The following is an 18,862-nucleotide window of genomic DNA, read 5'->3' as shown; positions in this document are numbered from 1 at the left end:
TCAACCCTGCCCAACAGGCAGACAGCCAGAGTATCAGAGAGCCTGCAGCATAAGCTAATGCCAGCAGGGTCTGGCCAGCCTGCAATAATTGCATAAATTCCAGGCTAAATACCGAGAAGGTGGTAAAACCAGCACAGACACCACTTAACATAAACTGTTTTTGCCAGTCAGAGACCTGCCAGCAGCCATTTTCGCTGGTCAGGCTGGCATAACAGCCAATCCAGAACGAGCCAATAATATTAACCAGCAAGGTGGCGACCGGCAGAGCATTGGCCGGGGTCATCAGTAATAATGAACAGCTAAACCGCAGCATGGCGCCCACCGCACTACCAAGGCCCACGGCAATATATAAACCCGGCCTTACCACCACTGATTACCCAGCATAAACCCGGTAAATACCAGACTGCAGCAAAAGCCAAATGATAAGCCAATATTCAGCAACGCCTGGCGGTAATAATGACTTTGCCACAAGATAAGGGTTTGCAGGCTGAACGATGAGACCGTACTGTAACTGCCCAGCAACCCAATAGCGATAATGCTACCTGCCTGACTCTGCTCCGCCATAGTGTCAAGCCAGGCTGCCAGCAAGCCGATAAGCAAGGCTGCGCTGCTATTTACCACTAAGGTACCAAGCGGAAACTGTACGCCCCATCGCCTGGCAATAACATTGGCTATCGCAAAACGCAGCATGCCGCCAATGGCGGCGGCCGCTGCGAATGACACTAATAATAAGCCGGACAAGCTCAGATCGTTCAAATGCCAGTTTACAATCTTATTGGGAAAGTGCTGCAGACACTAACTGTCCGCCTTACCGCTGTCAAGCCGGTGCTGCTATGCTTACCCCTTAACATCTTGCGCTGTATCAATTCCTTAGCCGCAATATTAATTGGGGTTATTGCCACTTTGTTTTACACTGATTTAATCGACGCCTGCCATTTTCAGGAGGGACAGTGGCGCAGCAATTCTACCAGCAACTCCTGCATGCCTTAAAAAACCTGTTGCCCATTGTGCTGGTGGTCTTATTTTTTCAATTCGCAATTTTTCAGCGTCTGCCAGCCGATCCGCTTAGTATTACCATTGGTTTGTTTATCGTTGCTATTGGTATCGCCTTATTTTTGCAGGGGCTGGAGCTTAGTATTTTTCCGGTGGGGAAAAACCTCGCCAACCAGTTCGCCCGCAAAGGCTCTTTAGCTTTATTAATGTGCTTTGGCTTTGCTATCGGCTTTGCTGCCGTGATTGCCGAACCGGCGCTGATTGCCGTGGCTGAGCAAGCCGAGCAAATCAGCGAAGGTCGGGTTAACGGTTTAACCCTGCGCTTAATTGTAGCGCTGTCAGTCGGTGCTGTGATGGCCCTAGGGGTGCTCCGGATTATTCTGGGCTGGCCAATCCACTGGTTAATGATTGGCGGTTATATCATCGTGTTGCTGGTGACTTTTTTTGCCCCGGCTGAAATTGTTGGCCTGGCATACGACTCTGGCGGGGTCACCACCAACATTGTAACAGTGCCATTAATCGCTGCGCTTGGTCTGGGGCTGGCCAGTTCGATTAAAGGGCGCAATCCGCTGACTGATGGTTTTGGCCTGGTAGCTTTAGCGGTAATGGTACCGATGATCAGTGTCCAGCTGTATGGGATCTGGGTGTATAACCTTAGCAGCACCAGCGCCATCAGCCAGGTGGCTGCGACAACAGGCCAGCTGCACTGGTTGGTTAAAGCCTTGCTCGATTTAGCCGGCATGCTTAAAGATATTCTGCCAATGATTCTGGTGGTGCTGATCTTTCAGTATCTTATTTTACGCCGGTCGCTGGCCCACCCGCTGAAAGTAACAGTGGGTTTTGCCATGGTATTACTGGGATTGTATGCCTTTGTGCTGGGCCTAAAGCTCGGGTTATTTCCGGTTGGCAGCCTGATGGCCGAGCAGCTTATTAATAACGGCTACAACAGCTTAATCCTGCTGTTTGCCTTTATGATAGGCTTTGCCACCACGATGGCAGAGCCGGCACTGATTGCTATTGGTAATCAAGCCGAACAGGCTGGCCGCGGCAAGTTGCAGGGCTCTGTTATCCGGCTTATTGTTGCCCTAGGCGTCGCTATCGGTATTACCGTCGGGGTGTACCGCATTATCAGCGGCGATTCTATCCACTATTACATTATGGCCGGCTATCTACTGGTCGTGATCCTGACGGCGTTCGCCCCAAAGTATATTATCGCGCTGGCCTTTGATTTAGGCGGCGTGACCACCTCTGAGGTTACCGTGCCGCTGGTAACCGCGTTGGGAATTGGCCTGGCCAGCTCAATTGAAGGCCGAAATGTATTAATTGACGGCTTTGGCTTAATTGCTTTTGCCTCTATTTTCCCGATCATAACCGTCATGTTGTACGCCATAGTGGTAGAACGGTTCAGCCAAATCAGGAGTGATCCTTTATGAAATTTTCAGCAATAGTGGTTATTGCCCCGGATGAGCTGGAAGAGCAAGCCATCAGTCAGGCCAAAAAGGCAGGGGCAACCGGCATTACCATCTTATCCGGTCGCGGCATTGCTGCAGACAACCGCAAAACTTTTTTGGGAATGACCTTTGAAGGCAGCCAGACGGTACTGCTGATGGTAGTGGCGAAGCACTTGTCACTGCCAATCTTAAAAAGCATGCAGGCTGTGCTGCTGGACGACGGTAATTCCCGCGGCATTGCGTTTACGGTACCTATTGATCATTTAACCGGACTGGATATGAGCCAGGTATTAAAATTTGAACAACATCTGCGCGAGCAAAATGATTAGGAGCAAAAAATGGCCATAAAACTGGTAAAACAGCTGATGGTAACAAACGTTATCTGCATTTCGCCATTCAGTACCCTGCGCGAAGCGCTAAAGATGATGAAAAAACATAATATTAAGTGTTTAGTGGTTGAGCGGCAGAGCCCGCATGACGCTTATGGCCTTATCACCTACACCAATATTTTGAAAACCATTATTGCTGAAGAAGGCGATATTGATTTAATCAATGTGTACGATGCCTGTGTTAAACCGGCTATCGCAGTAAGCCAGGAAATGGCGGTTAAGTATGCTGCTGATTTAATGAGCCAGCACCGGTTAAAGCGGTTACTGGTCACCAGTGATAATAAGTTGGTTGGCTTGCTGACCATGGATGACATGATCAGCGATATTTTGCTAATGATTGATTAAAGCTGGCAAACACGCCTGGCTAAAGGTTTAGCAATAATAATAATTGGTTGCGATGTTGTTCGGTGTCTTGCGAGTCAAACGGCAGCACTAAATCATCTTTACCATTACCGGTTAAATCGGCGACCAGTACTTTGCGGGCGTCTCGTGGCAGCTTAATATTCAGCCGCTCAGATCGTCTGCTAAACAAGCGATCAGGCTCCGGACTGTAAAATCGCAGCTCATCACCACCCTCGCCGACGATCAGGCTTTTCTGGCCGCTGCCGTCCAGGTTAGCCACCTCAAATAGCGGCATATCGTAACGCAGGTTGCTGATACTGACGTCGATAGTAGCATTCTGTTGAAAATCCGGCTTATTGCTGTACTGGCGCTGCTCATTTAATAAGTAAAAATCGATATCCAGATTAGCACTGCCCCTGAGTAATACCCGTATTATCGTGCCTACTCCGAAATGGGTGCTGGGAATATAAAAGTCTTTGCGGCCATCGGCGTTAAAGTCGTCAATTACTACCGCTATCGGCGAGGTGTCAGTGGTGATCCGGGTATCCGGCTCAGCACTAAAGCTTAAGCCAGTGACGGTTTTCATACCAAAATGCACCCGAAAGCTGTTATTGCGTTCCAGCGCATCGGCCAGTTGCTCGCGGTTCACCACTAAATCAGCAATGCCGTCACCATCAATGTCGGTAATATCGCGTAAACTATCAATATTCTGGCCCGTGTAACTGCGCCCGGCGTCATTACGCTGATCGGCTTGCTGCTCAGTTGATAAGGCCACCGGCCAGTTCTGAGTCACCGGTTCGGTGTTAAATGCGCCATCAGCCAACTGGTAAAACACCTGAAACTTACCGCCAGCGATAAATAGCAAATCAAGCCGGCCGTCCAAATCAACATCAGCAATATAATGCTGTCTTGGTTGATAACTGGGGCTGTCGCGCCAGCTGGTCACCAGCGCGTTAATATTAAGCGAATACTGTTTAAAACTGCCATCCGGTTGCTGGCGGAATAAATGACTCTGGTTAAAATCAGGCAACAAAAAATCAGCACGGCCGCTGCCAAGTTCCAGTACAAATTCGCTACTTCTAAGCCGGTTTTTATCCAGCACCCGGTACAGTGACGGACTACTGATTAGCGGCACAGTCTGGCCGGTTTGTGGCTGATAAGCGCTGATCCCGTCCAGCGTCAAAAACACCAGAGCCTGCTGCAGGCGCGGCTGACCTGGTGGCGGATTAACAGCAACCAGCCTTGCCTGACTAAAGTACTGAGCATTAGCGGGGATAGCGACTGGCTGCACTTTATAATCGCCACTGAGCGACACCAGGCTTAACCAGCGTTCAAACTGGCTGAACCCCGACACCGCCAGCAGTTTCGTGTCTTCCAGATGCAGCATATTGCCATTGGCCGGATGGCCAAGCGCAACAGTGACTTTATCCAGTTGTTTGGCGGTAACAACGCTGCTGAACAATGCTAGCAATAACAAGCGGTGCATATAAAATGTCATCCCTGAACGGGTTAAAAACGTGCTTAACAGCTTATGGTGTCGGCCATTAAGCAATCTGATAGCAATACAGATGGCACCGCGAGTCGGATCAATCTGTCAGCGCAGCATTAACGACAGCGGCAGAGGAGTAGTGCTGTCTCAGTCGTCCAACCTCACCTGTCAGCTGCATCTGTTGCCACTGCTGCGATAACGCTGCCAGTAACGCCGGATTAACCGACTGACGACTAAAGGCAAAATAGACCGGATTGTCATGAATAACAAAGAGTTTCCGGTATTTTGTTTTTAGATCATCCCGCTTAAGCAGCTCATCAACCACAGCTTCATCTTCCAGCGATGCGATAACCCGCCCTGATACCAACATGGCCAGCTTTTGCTGATTACCTGAGGCGGCAAACAAGCGTGATCGAATTGCCGGATTGTCGCGAAGCAATTGCTGCCACTGCGGACCATAATACGCGCCTTCCGTGACAGAAATGGCACCATCAAACATTAGTATCTGGTCAAGACGGTTAACAGCGTCACTGATAGCCGTCGAGGCTACTACCACCACCCGCTCAGTATGATGCGGCCCGACAAAATAACTGAAGCTCGCCCGCTCAGTCGTTTCTGACATACCCACCATTACATCAAGTTTGCCCTGCTCCAGCATTTTAATTGCGCGCCCTGCCGGCAAGGCAATGGGCTTCACTGAGCAGTTTACCTTTGCTGCCAGGCTTTCAAGCATGGCATAAAACTGCTGCGACACCTGGGTGCTGTTTACCGAGCCCGCGGCATCATGCTGACGTTCAGATTCTACGCGGACACTTAACTGACAAGGTGAAGAGGCTTTTGCCGGTGCAGCTTGCAACGACAGCGGCAACTGCGCTGTTATCAGTAATAAGCCTAACCCTACTGTGAGCCTGAAAAATGACATCTGCTAACGCCTCAACCTGAGAATAGTGCCTACTGTAACGCGAAATAATCTGACAGTGCCTTAAAAAAGCTGTATTCATCCAGCCCGGCGCGATAAAGCGGCTTGGGCTGTGCCGCCCACTGCACCACCACTAAATTGGTAGCAGGGTCGACAAAGATATACTGGCCGAAAATTCCTTCGGCGGCATAACTGATACCGTGCATAGGCCACAGCATATAACCATAATTTACCCGGTTGCCTCCAATCAGCTGGCGTGAGCTGGCTGTTTTCATCCAGCCCTCGGGCAGTATCCGCCGGGGTTCGCCTTGGCTGACTATGACACCGTCATGGAGCATAAATAAACCCAGACGACCATAATCGCGCAATGTCGCCGACAAACCACTACCACCAACTTCCAGACCGCCGGCCGATTGCAGCCACCAGCTGGCATCGCTTTGCATCCCCAGCGGTGCCCAGATTTTTTCAGACAAATACTGCGCCACCGGCTTGCCGGTAGCCGCGCTAACCAGCGCACCGGCGACCTGGGTTTCACCGGTACTGTAGTTCCAGACACTGCCGGGCTTTGCGGCCCTGGGCAAAGATGCCATTAAATCCAGCACTGCACCTGGCTTACCGCTGATTTGGGCTTCGAGCATCCGCCGCCGATCTGACGCCGGGTCCGTGTAGGTCTCATTCCAGGCCACACCCGAGCTCATTTGCAAAATGTGCCGCACCGTCACCCCGTCGTAGGCAGTGCCTTTAAAGCGTGGCAGATAATCGACGATGTTATCATCAAGACTTTGAATATGGCCATCGTAAACCGCGGCGCCAATCAGCATTGCCGTAATTGATTTTACTACCGACATCGACATCCAGCGGGTTTGCTCATTATTGCCCAGCAGGTATTTCTCAAACTTAATTTTGCCGTTGTGAATAATCAGCATCCCGCTAACCCGGTTCATCGCCAGCACGTCGTATAAATCGTAAGTTTGATCATCTACGGTATAGCTAAATTCCTGCAATGGTTTGTCACTCATTGGTAACTCATTTACCCGGTCACCCCGCTCCACCGTGCGGGTTGGAAATAACCGGTCGATATTACGAAACGTATTAACCTGGATATCCGGGTACAACTTACCATCATACACCTGACGCACGGTACCAATGGGCTCATTGGCATGGCGGTAAGCCGATTGCCCGCTACTGTTCGCTGCCGGGTCAGTTACCAGCCCAGCGGCATCAATAAAGCAGCTCCCCATCAGCAAAATGGCTGAAATAACAGGTGCGATAAATCTGAATGTCAGCATGCAGGGATGCTCCTTTGTTATTGACTGCTGGCAGGCTAATAAAGACAACATCTTACAGCTTGTCCGGTCGATAAAGGACGGTAGCCAGTATCAGTGCAAAACAGCTTAGCACAAAGGCTTTATTGACAAACCAGTTGGTGCGCCAGATGCTCCAGTCAGGTTCGGCCAGAAAGCTGGCAAACAAGGTGCAGATAATCACAATTTCGATAATAGACATACCTACCGCCAAAGCCCTGGCGTACTTCGCGCGGGTCAGCAGCGACCAGCCCAGCCAGATATGAGCAACAGGCCATAAATCCCAGTAAATATAACGCGTTAGTGGTTCATTATTGGCAAGTGAATAACCGATTGGAAAGAAATATTTTATAAACAACGTCCAGGCGGCCAGGATAAATAACAAATGGGCCAGAAAAATAATCCAGCTACTGGTCGTTTTTACCAGCGTTTTTTTCTGTGGCGGGTTCTGATGTTCAATTGTCATATTACCTGGTAAACAATGTTTAAAAGCTGTTTGATAAGCTTAGAACAATTGGCTGATAATAAACATAAAAAAAGCCAGCGGGAGGCTGGCCTTCGTCAAAACACTCAGCGCTACTGCCAGTTGCCAGGCCAGCTGTCAGCTGTCAGCCTGCGTAATGTTAGCGCGCATTAGTACTTTCAAAAATTTTATCTGCTGAGGCGGCAACAAAGCCGCTGTACAGCATGCCGTTGCTTAACGGATAGCGGCGGGCGAATTCGTAAAAACAGCTGGGGATAGTCGCGACTGTGTCGCTAAACTGCACCGGGTGTAAGTCTGCCAGCGTCGATGACTGCTCCAGGTACACCTCCGGCGTGCCTTTAATTTCGCCGCCCGACGTATTCAGTAAAAAGCCGGCTTGTTTCAGCGCAGTATTTACCTGCTCCAGGCTGTCGAAACTGGCCAGCTCGTTGACGCTGACGGTAAAGTGGTTGGCACGGTAGCCCCAGGCCGCAACCCAGGCCGCATATTCACTTTCAGCTAACAGTTTCTCATACGTGGCCTGGCTTACCTGCCAGTGCGTGCCGCTATACAAGAAGTTATCTGCACTTACTGCTTCGTCTGGAATTTGCGCAACCAGTTCAGTAATGGTGTCACGTAAATAAGCCGAGCACTTGTCCAGCAGTAACTCAGAGATAAACACTTTTGGCAGGTTACGATCCGGGTGCTCAAAATGTTTGGCATACAGCTTTTTGGCTTCAAAATGATACTCGCCACACTCTTCGTAACCCAACGCCAGAAAATGCGCCGCCAGTTTCTGCAGGCCAACTTTCCCGAGGTTAAAGGTACGCAGTGCAATATGGTCATTTATCACGTCATCCTGTTGTGAAGAGCCCAGTAACTGGTGCACTTTTCTGGCCGACGGCGTTACTGCGACATAGTCTTGCCATAAATTGGCGAACAGGGCATTTACATCAGTGTGCATATCTACTCCGGTTTTGGTCTGATCACAAAATTTAAAAAATTAAACTCATACGGTTTTTACTGGCGCGCAGTATAGCAAAGCGCCGGCCTGTCAGGCCTGATCCAGATTAATAAATCGTGCCATAGCGCCGTCAGTCAGCTGCAGTACTTCTGCCAGCGCCGGGCTGATAATTAAGCTGTTGTCAGCCTCATCAAACCGGGCGGCTTTACCAAAGCTGGCCCGGAAATCTTTAATTTCGGTATTGGCGACCGCCAGCGTAAACTCCCCCTGGGCGTCTTCTGCTGTCGCAGCCACTTTTACCGGCACTTTTCTACTGGCGGCCACTGACTTTATCTGATGCAGCTGCGCTTCAACTGTCGGGCCGGCATCGAATAAATCAATATAACCGCGGTGGCTGAAACCTTCTTTTTCGAGCATGCGCAGCGCAGGTTTGGTATTTTCATGCACCTGGCCAATCACTGCCTGAGCGCTTTCCGGCAACAAGCCAACATATATCGGATGACGTGGCATCAGCTCGGCAATAAACGCTTTTTTACCGACACCAATCAGCTGGTCGGCTTTGGGGAAATCAATAGTTAAAAACAGCTTTTGCAGCCAGTGCCAGAACGGCGGCTGGCCGTCTTTATCCGCTGCACCGCGCATTTCCGCAATTACCTTGCTGGCAAAACGCTCAGGGTGCTCAGCCATAAATAAAAATCGTACCTTGGATAAAAAGCGCCCGGCATGGTTGCGCCGGTAGCTTTCCCGCAAAAACAGCGTACAAATTTCTGACGTGCCGGTGTAATCGTTACACAGGGTAAGGGTAGTCAGTTGGTTCATCACGTTCAGCTCAGCACTGTGGTGAATGACCGTATTTTGCTGAAAGTGATACAGTGGGGTTTGCAGGCCCACGGCCGCTTCGATACCGGTAGTACCAACAATTTCACCGCTGTCGGTGTCTTCCAGCACAAATAAATAGCCCTGATCACCAGGTTGGCTAACATTGGCATTAAAGCTTTGTTCGGCATGCTTAATTTTCTGGCTTAACCGGCCATCATGTACCGGCAGCGACGTAAAACCATGACCGGATTCAATGGCAATTTGTTTTAAAGCCGCAAAATCAGCAGCGGTAATAGGCCTGATAACCAGCATAATTACGCCTGCTTCGCCTTTGTGGCAGCCACAACCTGAGCAATAGCCTGCTCAAACCGCGCCATGCCTTCACTGATATCAGCATCCGGAATAACTAATGACGGCGCGAAGCGCACCACATTCATGCCCGCTACCAGTGTCATGACGCCATGCTCAGCACCGGCCAGCATAATCTCCCGCGCTTTACCGGCATAGTCAGCCGTTAATACTGCGCCAATTAACAGCCCCATGCCACGCACTTCGCTAAACACCTGGTATTTGGCATTAATCCGCTGCAATTCCTGCTTAAATAACTCGGCTTTTTGCTTTACGCCGTTAAGTACTGCCGGGGTATTTACGGTATCAACCGCCGCCAGCGCGACGGCACAGGCCAGCGGATTACCGCCATAAGTAGAACCATGGGTACCCACCACTAAGTGTTTCGCTATTTCAGTGGTAGTTAACATAGCGCCAATCGGGAAACCGCCACCGAGCGCTTTTGCTGTCGTTAAAATATCCGGTGTTACCCCATAGGCCATATAGGCATACAGCCCGCCGGTGCGACCAACCCCGGTTTGTACTTCATCAAAAATCAGCAGGGCATTGTGCTTATCACACAGTTCACGCACCCCTTGGATAAACTCAGGGGTGGCCGGTACCACACCACCCTCACCCTGCATTGGCTCTACCATTACTGCGCAGGTATTATCACTGATTAGTGCTTTTAAGCTATCAAGATTGTTAAATTCGCCGTGGGCAATCCCCTCTGGCTTAGGACCAAAGCCGTCAGAATAGGCAGGCTGACCACCAACAGTAACGGTAAAAAACGTTCTGCCATGAAAGCCCTGTTTAAAAGCAATAATCTGATCTTTATGCTCGCCATATTTATCTTTAGCATAACGGCGGGCCAGTTTTAATGCCGCCTCGTTCGCTTCAGCACCGGAGTTGGCAAAATAAACTTTTTCAGCAAAGGTGTGATCGACCAGCGCTTTAGCCAGCAGCAATGCCGGCTCGTTAGTTAATACGTTAGATAAATGCCAAAGCTTATCGGCCTGATCTTTTAAAGCAGACACTAACGCCGGATGACAATGCCCCAGACAGTTAACCGCAATGCCGCCGGCAAAGTCGATATACTCTTTACCGCTTTGATCCCACAGCTTTGAGCCCTCGCCTTTTACCGGAATAATCTGGGCCGGGGCATAATTAGGCACCATCACGTCATCAAACAAACTTCTGCTTACTACCATCTGTTAACCTCTGTCAGTTTAGGCCCCGTTGTTATCGTTAATTGGCCGGGGCTGAATCAATACCACTATTATATTGGTGCCCTTATGCAATGTGCAGTATCATTATTAACAATTTAACAGTTAAACACGTCATTTTGATGGAAGGATTTAGCAAAGTGTCAGATAAGACGCCAAAAAACGCCATAACCAGAGAAGATGAAAAACTATTAGCCGTGTTACAACGCAACGCCCGGGCCAGTATTTCTGATTTAGCCCGCCAACTCAGTGTGTCGCGGTCAACCGTGCAAACCCGGCTACAAAAGCTGGAACAAAGCGGTGTGATTAAAGGCTACACCGTAGAGTACGGTGACGCGTATCTGGCCACGCTGGTGGCCGCGCATGTCAGCATTAAGGTGCGTCAGAAACTGACCGCCCGCACCAATATTGAATTAAAACAGATCCCACAGGTGGCGGCATTGTATGCTATCAGTGGTGAATACGACCTGATTGCAATAGTACAGGCCCAAAATACAGAGCAATTAAGCCATATTCTTGATGATATCGGTAATCTGGAAGGCGTTGAACGTACCACGTCATCAGTTATTCTGGAAACTAAGTTTAAACGCTAAAGGATACGTCATGTCACAGCATGCTATGCCAGAGCAAAGTGCCCCGGATAAGACACGCCAGGTCAGTCTGCGCGAGGCTTTTTTCTACTGGCTGAAGCTCGGCTTTATCAGCTTCGGCGGCCCGGCGGGTCAGCTAGCAATGATGCACCATGATCTGGTGGAAAAACGCCGCTGGCTCTCAGAGCAACGTTTTTTGCATGCATTAAATTACACTATGCTGTTACCCGGACCGGAAGCGCAGCAGCTGGCTACCTACATCGGTTGGTTACTGCATGGTAAGCGCGGTGCTTTTATCGCCGGCCTGCTGTTTATAATGCCGTCATTCTTTATTTTATCGCTGTTAGCCTGGCTGTACCTGGCCCATGGTGATTTACCGCTTTTGCAAGGTATCTTGTATGGCATCAAGCCTGCCATTACAGCTATCGTCCTGTTTGCGGCCTGGCGTCTGGCGAAAAAAACTTTACATACGCCGGCCCTGGTAATATTGGCACTGCTGGCGCTGATTGCCATAGCGGGCTTTAATATCCCCTTTCCACTTATTATTGCAACCGCGGCCGTGGTGGGGCTGGTACTGATGAAGTGGTTTCCCGCTCAGCTTAGCACCCCAGAGACACATGTTGCTTTGTCAGACCAGGCAGCACAGCCAGCCAGCGCGGCACCGAGGCTGGCCATTATTAATGACCAGAGCACAGTAGCCGCCCGGCAACGTTTTAGCTGGCACAGACTGATACTGGCGCTGATTACAGGGGTAGTCATCTGGCTTCTTACAATCGGATTACTAAGCACAGTATATGGCTGGCACAGCACGCAAACTCAGCTTGCCTGGTTTTTTACTAAAGCCGCCCTGCTTACTTTTGGCGGAGCCTATGCGGTATTACCTTATGTGTATCAGGCGGCGGTGGAACAATATCAGTGGCTCACGGCGTTGCAGATGATTGATGGTCTGGCTCTGGGAGAAAGTACCCCCGGGCCACTGATTATGGTGGTGACCTTTGTTGGTTTTGTTGCCGGCTGGACTCAGCAGTTATTGGGGCCTGACAGCCTGGTTCAGGCCGGGTTTACGGCCGCTGCCATCGTCACGTTTTTTACCTTTTTGCCGTCGTTTTTATTTATTATTGCCGGTGCGCCTGTCGTAGAAGCCAGTCGTAACTATGCTTTATTCAGCGGGCCACTAACCGCGGTAACTGCTGCGGTGGTGGGGGTCATCGTCAACCTGGCGCTGTTTTTTGGTTATCACGTACTCTGGCCCGCTGGTTCAGAGGGCCAGTTCGATATGATCGCGTTGCTGCTGGGCTGTGCCGCCGGCGTGGCGCTATTTAAATTTGACCAAAGTATTATCCGGGTGCTGGCAGCATTTGCCTGCACCGGCATGCTGCTCAGTTTATTTTAACGTCGCTCCAGCGTAACCGTTGGCAGCCGTTTTTGCTGCCATAAGGTCGACGTTGCTTTCAGATAGTCAATCATTGCTGCTGCCGCAACCTTACAGTCAACCTCCGTCACTTTACAAGGCAGACCCTCAGCATTCTTATAACGCGGCACAAATGCCCGCTGACCGCTGCTGTCGGTAACTGCCTCGACCCGGTTTAGCGGATAAATTGTCAGTTGCTGCTGCTCGATTATCAGATCAATCCTGTCGGTTTGTTGCTGCTGTACCTGTTGCAACTTATGCCAGCCATCATTGCCATTGGCTAAATAACTGGTAGTGGCCAGACTGTATGTTGCTTCCGGTAAAATATCCTGCCACTGCCCGCCCTGACGCCATTGCAATTGCGCCAGTACCGCCTCGCCGCTGGCATTTTCACGGGCGATATACCGTAAATGACTACCATACGGAAACTTACCAGCATGGGCACCCGGTGCTAATGTCGCGCTGATGACATTCTGCAGCAAAGCCGCAACGTCAGCACCCGTGACTGTCAGGATACTAAGTGGTGTATCAAAGGGTAAAACCTCTAACCGGATATGACCTTCATAGATTGCCCCGGCCTGCAGATCAGCGCGGATATTGCCTGCACCTATCAGCGTAAAATCAACCTTACGGCCGGTTTTAGCGCGCACGGCTGGCTGATTAAGCCAGTAATACATAGCATCGGTAATATGTCCGGCCAGCACCGAGCCATGCTCGTCACTGCCACCGGTACCCGGCAATCTGACATGCGAAATCGTCTGTTCTGTAACGCTGATTTGCTTGCCGTAAGCTTGTTGTACAGCAGGAAGATAAACCGTATTGATTAACTGGCGTAAAGCAGGGTCCTCATCGGTAATTACAGTGCGCTCTAACTGATTAACGTAAGCTTCAGTGCCTGGCTGCTCTGATTTAGCAAGCCGGCTGTCTTCGGTGCGCAGCGCGAGCCGAAAGTAATCCCGGCTGGCAAGTAAGGTATTTTCACCCTCACACTGAGTTAACTGACCTGACGGATCAAATTGCACCGCCACCGCCCCCACAGCCTGAGCAAACTGGCCAGCCTGCACAATACAAGTCTGGCCAACACCGTCCGGATTAACGATTATTTTTGCATAAGGTGCCTGCTGTCCCAGATACCACTGCCGGAAATCTCCAAGCAGACTGTGTGAATGACCACCAACAATTACATCAATACCATTGACCTGCTCAGCCAGGATTAAATCACGCTGATGCCCTAAGTGAGTTAAGGCAACAATATGCTTTACGCCCTGTGCCTGCAGATAATCCACGGTGGCCTGAGCTGAAGAGACTTCAGCGGCAAAAACCAGCTGGCCGGTCGCAGGCACCATGCTGCGCATATCTTCCAGCGCTACGCCAAATACGCCAAGCACGGCTTTACCTGCTGCATCTGCCACTGCAGCCACCGGGATAAGCTCAGTACCGTCGACAACAAATAACTGAAACCCTTTTAAGTTACTGACTGCTGCTAACGCCGGTTCAGCGCGGGTATCAACATTCGCTGCCAGTAGTGGGAAATTAATATTGGCAGCAAAATCAGCAAGCTTAGCAAGCCCAATATCAAACTCATGATTACCCAGTGCCATCGCATCCAGGCCCATCCGGTTTAAAATATCGATATTAATTTTCTGCTCAAATATTTCAAAATAGGCACTGCCTTTAAACGCATCGCCACCATGTAAAAATAACGACGGGATCCCGCCAGCTGTTGCCTCTGCCTGTAATTGTTGTGCTTTGCTCAGCAGTCGTGGGTGGCCACCAATAAAGGTGAATAATGGTTTGCCATCCGGGCCCTTTACCCTGGCCGGCGTAGCATCAAACTGAGAATGGGTGTCATTGATATGAACCAGCATAAGCTCTAAGCCCTGCTGCTGATTTGCCGGGGTAGCTGAACTGACACAGCCAGTCGTTATTACGGCAAAGCATAGCGCTAACAGCAGCGCTGAGACACGTTGCGACAACATCATAAGCAGATCCGTTGAAAATCCGAAAACCGGCGCTTACCTTAAGCACAAATAACGCTAAGCTCAAGCAAAATAATAAACATACTTAATGCCAGGCCACCTGACTTCGTCCCTGCTGTTTCGCCCGGTATAATGCGATGTCTGCCCGCTTAAACAAACTGCGGAAACTGTCGCCCGGTTTAAGCGCTGCCACCCCAAAACTGGCCGATACCGTTAGCTGCTCTGCCAGTTTAATCTGTAAAAATCGCTCTATAATCCGGTTACCAATGGCCACTACAGCTTCCTGACGGGTATTGGGTAATATCACCACAAATTCATCACCACCATAGCGGCCAATGACATCAGCCGGGCGCAACAATTGCTGAGCTTGCTGACAGGCCTGCAACAGCACCAGATCACCGGTGCTGTGCCCGAATTTGTCGTTAATTTGTTTAAAATGATCAATATCAAATACCATCAGACACAATGGTTCTCCCTGCTGCAAACTGCGACTGATTTCCAGCTCAGCACGCTGCTGCAGGTAATCGCGTGACGCCACCCGGGTAAGGCTGTCGGTCGAGGCCACCAGCCGTAACTGGTTATTGGTCGCCATCAGTGCCGGTACCGCCAAGCCAAATAACGCATTGGCCGCAATGACATTAATGGCAAACTGATAGACCATCACAAAATCCATCAGCGCAAATAAATTTACCAACAAGGCAATGGTAAAACTGCTGACGGCCACACTTAAGGTGCTGTAAAAAGCAGATTCCGTGCAGGCAATCCACATATGAGGGATCACCATAAAAAAGATAGCAAACGCACTCTCTGGGGTATCGGCATAATTGGCCAGTAACATCACCAGCGTAAGCAATATCAGATTCAGCAGCAACTTGTAACCAAATTTGGGGCTGGCAAACCGTTGTGCCGGCCCAACAAACTGACTCAGTGATAAACCGCTTGACGGATAAAGGACCGATATTACCGCAGCAAACAAGGGGGCAATGACAATAACCCCTGCCATGTCACCTACCCAGAATGGTAACCAGGTCTCGCTGATCGCGGTGGCATTCATCATGCCGCTGATCACTAATGCAGCGATAACACTGAAAGTGGCAACCAGCGCACTGCCAGAGGCCAGTATAATAAAACAGATCACAAATAATGGCAGAGTACATTTGCCACTGGCATAAAGCCCGCGTAACAGATAAGTGCCCAGATAGTAAGGTAAAATGTGAGCCAGACCAAACAGCAGGCCGCTTTGTAACGTCTGCCAGCTGTTCAGTGGTAACTGATAAGAATCGACTGTCCAGAACGTAACGCCAACACAGGCAATTAACAGCACCGGAATAATCCGCAGCCCAAGAGTAAACAGGGCCGCAAAGGTTAAACCGGCAGCCGGAAACCAGACACTGGCATGTTCCGTGTATTCAACCAGCATGCCAAGCATCCAGACAGCCAGCCATAAAATAAACAGCAGGCTGTCTCGCAGCAAGGCACCGCCTGATAGTCGCTGCAACACGATCTGCCCCAGGTTGGTTAAATAACGCATAGGCAATTTATTATTGTAGTTTTTGCCAAAGGTTACTGCGTTTTATAACGCAGCGCGAATTTTTTCTGCAATGGCCTCAATTTTTTTCATATCACCTTTTTCAGCACCGTGGCGTTTTAATTCTGTCAGATGAGCCGGGATCAGATGAAAATGTAAATGTGGTACAGACTGACCTGCCCCTTCACCGTTTAGCTGCATTAGTACCACGCCTTTTGCCCCAAGCTCAGATTTTTGCGCCGCCATGACTTTCTGCACCGTGGTCATGGTATGGGTAAGCTTATCAGCCGGAATATCCAGCAGGGTTACCGCTTCAAACTTTGGGATCACCAGGGCATGGCCATCAGCCTGCGGCATAATGTCCATAAATGCCAGCGTGTGGTCATCTTCGTAGATTTTTAAACTGGGTATTTCACCACGCAGAATTTTGGCAAAAATATTATTGGTATCGTAGCTCATGCAATACTCCTTGTTGCGGGCTGTTACAGTGGTTTAACTGCCTAAATATTTAGCGTGAAAGTGTAAATGCTGCTCAATAAAACTGGCAATAAAATAATAGCTGTGATCATAACCCTCCTGCAGCCGGATCTGAACGTTCGCGCCACTTTGCTCGGCCGCCGCAGTTAAACTCTCCGTTTGCAGTTGCTTTGGGTAGAAGTTATCCAGCGTACCCTGATCAACCAGAATGGGTATGGTTTTCTGGGTTTTCGCTAACAGCACAGAGGCATCATAATGGACCCACTGGTTTTTATCATCGCCTAAATAACCGCTGAATGCTTTGATACCCCACGGGCTGTTCAGCGGATTACAAATTGGCGAAAACGCCGATATTGAGCGGTATCGCTCAGGGTTTCGCAAGCCGATAACCAGCGCGCCATGGCCGCCCATCGAATGGCCACTGATGGCCCGTGTTGCGGATACCGGCAATTCGGTTTCAATCAGCGCCGGCAGCTCACTGACAATATAGTCATACATCTGGTAATGTTTGCTAAAAGGCTCGCGGGTGGCATTAACGTAAAAACCGGCACCCAAACCAAAATCGTAAGCGCCTTCATCGTCATCCGGCACGCCTTCGCCGCGCGGGCTGGTGTCCGGAATAATCAAAGCTATGCCCAATTCGGCGGCTACCCGCTGAGCACCAGCCTTGGCAGAGAAATTCTCATCGGTGCAGGTAAGCCCCGACAGCCAGTAAAGCGCCGGTACCTTATTGGTCTGCGCCTGCGGTGGCAGAAAAACCGAGAACTGCATTTCACAGTTCGTTACGGCTGACTGATGGGTAAACCGGATTTGTTTCCCACCAAAACAAAGCTGTTCGCTAACTTTGGTTAAAGCTGAAGTTGTCATAGGCTTTTCCTTACTGATGACGACCAGGCCGGATTAGAACCCCGTTCAGGCTCGTCGCAGAGTGTCTGAGCCCTGCCGAAGGCAAAGGGCGAGTTGCTGCGGCGAGCCAGGGCGGGTGTTGTAATCCGGCCTGCTCCTATCTGCCAGAATTTCAAAACGGGGGTCTAATCCGTCTTTGTTCTGACATTGTCTTTGCCCAAAATATTTGGTTGTCCTGAGCCAGAATAATTAAATGCTAAAAATGAATAACAGTCCGGATTGACTTACCTTCATGCATTAAATCAAAGGCCTCGTTAATCCGCTCCAGTGGCATAGTATGGGTAATAAAGGTATCCAGCTCAAACTCACCGTTTAAATAGCGCTCCACATAATCCGGCAATTCGCTGCGCCCTTTGACCCCACCAAAAGCCGTACCCCGCCATACCCGGCCGGTCACCAGCTGAAACGGCCGGGTTGAAATCTCCTGGCCGGCACCGGCCACGCCGATAATTACTGACTCGCCCCAGCCTTTATGACAGCACTCGAGCGCCGAGCGCATCACATTAACATTACCAATACACTCAAACGAGAAATCGACCCCGCCGTCGGTCATCTCAACGATAACATCCTGAATAGGCTTATCGAACTTTTTCGGGTTAACTACATCAGTGGCACCCAGCTTTTTGGCAATATCAAATTTATCTTCATTTATATCAATAGCAATAATCCGGCTGGCTTTGGCCATAACAGCACCAATAATGGCGGATAAACCAATACCGCCCAAACCAAACACAGCAACAGTATCACCCGCCTGCACTTTGGCCGTATTCATAACCGCGCCCATGCCGGTAGTCACACCACAGCCGAGCAGACAGACTTTTTCCAATGGCGCTTCTTTATTAATTTTCGCCAGTGAAATTTCCGGCAGTACGGTGTACTCAGAAAAGGTTGAGGTGCCCATATAATGATAAATGGGTTTGCCGTCCTTTGAGAAACGGGTGGTGCCATCGGGCATCAGGCCCTTGCCCTGTGTCGCTCGTATTGCCTGACATAAATTGGTTTTGCCCGACAAACAGAACTTACACTTACCGCACTCCGGGGTGTAAAGCGGAATAACATGATCGCCAACAGCGACCGAGGTAACTCCTTCACCGACGGCCTCAACAATGCCGCCACCTTCATGGCCTAAAATAGCCGGAAAAATGCCCTCAGGATCATCGCCCGACAACGTAAAGGCATCAGTATGACAGACGCCGGTCGCGATAATTTTAACCAGCACTTCACCTTTTTGAGGTGGCATTAAATCGACTTCTTCTATCGACAAAGGCTGGCCTGGGCCCCAGGC

19 protein-coding genes are annotated in these 18,862 nt (G+C 50.0%); 5 read left to right on the top strand and 14 right to left on the bottom strand.

The window, feature by feature from the left end; all coding sequences use genetic code 11:
• Together R3177_RS06120 and R3177_RS06115 are read right to left on the bottom strand one after the other, a co-directional pair.
• The coding region (locus tag R3177_RS06120; protein ID WP_318970155.1) for a CrcB family protein at positions 1-370 on the bottom strand (370 nt) is incomplete at its 3' end.
• Positions 361-723, bottom strand: coding sequence for a fluoride efflux transporter FluC (locus tag R3177_RS06115; RefSeq protein ID WP_318970154.1), 363 nt, complete (start codon positions 721-723; stop codon positions 361-363). The genes R3177_RS06120 and R3177_RS06115, both read right to left, overlap by 10 nt.
• A gap of 227 nt (positions 724-950) precedes the next feature.
• Between R3177_RS06115 and R3177_RS06110 the strand changes: the two genes are divergently transcribed.
• From R3177_RS06110 to R3177_RS06100, 3 genes are read left to right on the top strand one after another with little or no spacing between them, the layout of a single operon-like run.
• Entirely contained in the window at positions 951-2,426 is a 1,476-nt protein-coding gene (locus R3177_RS06110; protein ID WP_318970153.1) for a DUF1538 domain-containing protein, read from the top strand.
• Positions 2,423-2,773, top strand: coding sequence for a P-II family nitrogen regulator (locus R3177_RS06105; protein ID WP_318970152.1), 351 nt, complete (start codon positions 2,423-2,425; stop codon positions 2,771-2,773). Before R3177_RS06110 ends, R3177_RS06105 begins: the two co-directional genes overlap by 4 nt.
• Positions 2,774-2,782: 9 nt before the next feature.
• The gene (locus R3177_RS06100) at positions 2,783-3,178 is read left to right on the top strand and encodes a CBS domain-containing protein (RefSeq protein WP_318970151.1); all 396 of its coding nucleotides are present in this window, start codon (positions 2,783-2,785) and stop codon (positions 3,176-3,178) included.
• Between the two features lie 19 nt (positions 3,179-3,197).
• Here R3177_RS06100 and R3177_RS06095 read toward each other — a convergent pair whose 3' ends face one another.
• The 7 genes from R3177_RS06095 to R3177_RS06065 form a co-directional block, all read right to left on the bottom strand.
• Entirely contained in the window at positions 3,198-4,661 is a 1,464-nt protein-coding gene (locus R3177_RS06095) for a VCBS repeat-containing protein (RefSeq protein WP_318970150.1), read from the bottom strand.
• Positions 4,662-4,761: 100 nt separating this feature from the next.
• Positions 4,762-5,586 carry a substrate-binding periplasmic protein gene (locus R3177_RS06090; RefSeq protein ID WP_318970149.1) on the bottom strand — a complete coding sequence of 275 codons (825 nt, stop codon included), beginning with the start codon at positions 5,584-5,586 and terminating at the stop codon, positions 4,762-4,764.
• A gap of 29 nt (positions 5,587-5,615) precedes the next feature.
• Positions 5,616-6,872 (bottom strand): serine hydrolase, encoded by a 1,257-nt coding sequence (locus R3177_RS06085; RefSeq protein WP_318970148.1) that lies wholly within the window; start codon positions 6,870-6,872, stop codon positions 5,616-5,618.
• 52 nt (positions 6,873-6,924) lie between these two features.
• The gene (locus R3177_RS06080; RefSeq protein ID WP_318970147.1) at positions 6,925-7,353 is read right to left on the bottom strand and encodes a hypothetical protein; all 429 of its coding nucleotides are present in this window, start codon (positions 7,351-7,353) and stop codon (positions 6,925-6,927) included.
• 157 nt (positions 7,354-7,510) lie between these two features.
• Complete coding sequence (locus tag R3177_RS06075) at positions 7,511-8,314, bottom strand: DUF1338 domain-containing protein (RefSeq protein WP_318970146.1); 804 nt, start codon at positions 8,312-8,314, stop codon at positions 7,511-7,513.
• Positions 8,315-8,404: 90 nt separating this feature from the next.
• Positions 8,405-9,445, bottom strand: a complete 1,041-nt coding sequence (gene astA, locus R3177_RS06070) for an arginine N-succinyltransferase (RefSeq protein ID WP_318970145.1) — start codon at positions 9,443-9,445, stop codon at positions 8,405-8,407.
• 2 nt (positions 9,446-9,447) lie between these two features.
• Positions 9,448-10,671 carry an aspartate aminotransferase family protein gene (locus R3177_RS06065; protein ID WP_318970144.1) on the bottom strand — a complete coding sequence of 408 codons (1,224 nt, stop codon included), beginning with the start codon at positions 10,669-10,671 and terminating at the stop codon, positions 9,448-9,450.
• A gap of 155 nt (positions 10,672-10,826) precedes the next feature.
• Between R3177_RS06065 and R3177_RS06060 the strand changes: the two genes are divergently transcribed.
• Both R3177_RS06060 and chrA read left to right on the top strand, forming a co-directional pair.
• A complete protein-coding gene (locus R3177_RS06060; protein WP_318970143.1) occupies positions 10,827-11,279 on the top strand; it encodes an Lrp/AsnC family transcriptional regulator in 453 nt (150 codons plus the stop codon).
• Between the two features lie 10 nt (positions 11,280-11,289).
• Positions 11,290-12,669, top strand: coding sequence for a chromate efflux transporter (gene chrA / locus R3177_RS06055; protein WP_413229073.1), 1,380 nt, complete (start codon positions 11,290-11,292; stop codon positions 12,667-12,669).
• On the opposite strand, the gene R3177_RS06050 is transcribed toward chrA, so the two are convergent.
• The 5 genes from R3177_RS06050 to R3177_RS06030 form a co-directional block, all read right to left on the bottom strand.
• A complete protein-coding gene (locus tag R3177_RS06050) occupies positions 12,666-14,669 on the bottom strand; it encodes a bifunctional metallophosphatase/5'-nucleotidase (RefSeq protein ID WP_318970142.1) in 2,004 nt (667 codons plus the stop codon). The genes chrA and R3177_RS06050 overlap by 4 nt on opposite strands.
• Positions 14,670-14,751: 82 nt before the next feature.
• Complete coding sequence (locus R3177_RS06045) at positions 14,752-16,197, bottom strand: diguanylate cyclase (protein ID WP_318970141.1); 1,446 nt, start codon at positions 16,195-16,197, stop codon at positions 14,752-14,754.
• Positions 16,198-16,239: 42 nt separating this feature from the next.
• Positions 16,240-16,653, bottom strand: a complete 414-nt coding sequence (locus R3177_RS06040; RefSeq protein WP_318970140.1) for an HIT family protein — start codon at positions 16,651-16,653, stop codon at positions 16,240-16,242.
• A 33-nt stretch (positions 16,654-16,686) separates the two neighbouring features.
• Positions 16,687-17,538: an S-formylglutathione hydrolase gene (fghA, locus tag R3177_RS06035; RefSeq protein ID WP_318970139.1), complete on the bottom strand. Its 852-nt coding sequence runs from the start codon at positions 17,536-17,538 to the stop codon at positions 16,687-16,689.
• A gap of 235 nt (positions 17,539-17,773) precedes the next feature.
• Positions 17,774-18,862, bottom strand: a 1,089-nt coding sequence (locus R3177_RS06030) for an S-(hydroxymethyl)glutathione dehydrogenase/class III alcohol dehydrogenase (protein ID WP_318970138.1), incomplete at its 5' end; no start/stop codon positions are given.

Origin of the sequence: Arsukibacterium sp., assembly GCF_033722355.1 — a bacterium.
Classification (GTDB): Bacteria; Pseudomonadota; Gammaproteobacteria; order Enterobacterales; family Alteromonadaceae; genus Alishewanella.
Note: the sequence above shows the minus strand (reverse complement) of the source record. Positions and strands in the feature narration are given on the sequence as shown.